The organism is Microbispora sp. H13382, assembly GCF_014161445.1.
Lineage (GTDB): Bacteria > Actinomycetota > Actinomycetes > Streptosporangiales > Streptosporangiaceae > Microbispora.
In genome coordinates, this window is the sequence record NZ_JABBXA010000057.1 from 1 (window position 1) to 828 (window position 828).

At 71.6% G+C, this 828-nt stretch carries 1 protein-coding gene and 1 pseudogene; both read right to left on the reverse strand.

Annotated elements, in window-relative coordinates:
• Positions 1-247 (reverse strand): annotated as a pseudogene (locus HHX41_RS39455) (esterase); the annotation flags it as partial.
• Between the two features lie 63 nt (positions 248-310).
• Positions 311-828 (reverse strand): cellulose binding domain-containing protein (locus tag HHX41_RS39460; protein WP_182910017.1); only part of this gene is annotated, 518 nt, incomplete at its 5' end.

Genomic DNA, 828 nt, shown 5'->3' on the forward strand with positions numbered 1-828 from the left:
CGTGCCCGTTGCCGTTGAAGATCGCGCTGGCGGATCCGCTGCAGTAGTGCACGAGCACCAGCAGCGCCGGCCGGGCCGCGACCCTGTCGGGCACGTAGATGTACATGTTCAGGTTGGTCGGGTTGTTGCCGAAGCCGGTGACCCGGGTCAGCGACGCGGCCGCGGCGGGCCGGGCCGCCGTCAGGGCGCCCGCGACCACCAGGGGTAATGCGGCGGCGGCCACTACGGCTTTGAGCGTTCGTTTCACGGGATGTCCTTTCGTACGGCGGGCTCCGCGGCGCGCCGGCGCCCTACCGGGCGGCCGGAACCGTCAGGCCGCGGTGCAGGTCAGCGTCGGCACACCGTTGGCGCCGTTCCAACTGCCGAGGAAGCCGAACTCCGTGCTCGCACCGGCGCCCAGGGCGCCGTTGTAGCTCACGTTGCGGGCGGTCACCTGCGATCCACTCGCGCCGATCGTGGCGTTCCACGACTGCGTGACCGTCTGGCCGTCGCCGAACCGCCAGCTCACGGTCCAGGAGGAGATGGCCGAGCCACCCGCGGTGACGGTCACCGAGGCCTGGAAACCGCCCTGCCACTGCCCGGTGACGGAGTACGCGGCCGAGCACGACTTCCCACCCGGCGACGACGGGCTCGACGAGGGACTGGCACTCGGGCTCGGGCTCGGACTCGGACTCGGACTCGGGCTCGGGCTCGGACTGGAGGTGCCGCCGGGCTGGCCGATGCTGCCGGAGACCGTCTGGAGTGCGGCGTACCAGGCGGCGGCCATCTTGTCGTAGCCGGTCGCGGTGGGATGGATGCCGTCGATCAGGTCGGCGGTGGTCAGCTTGC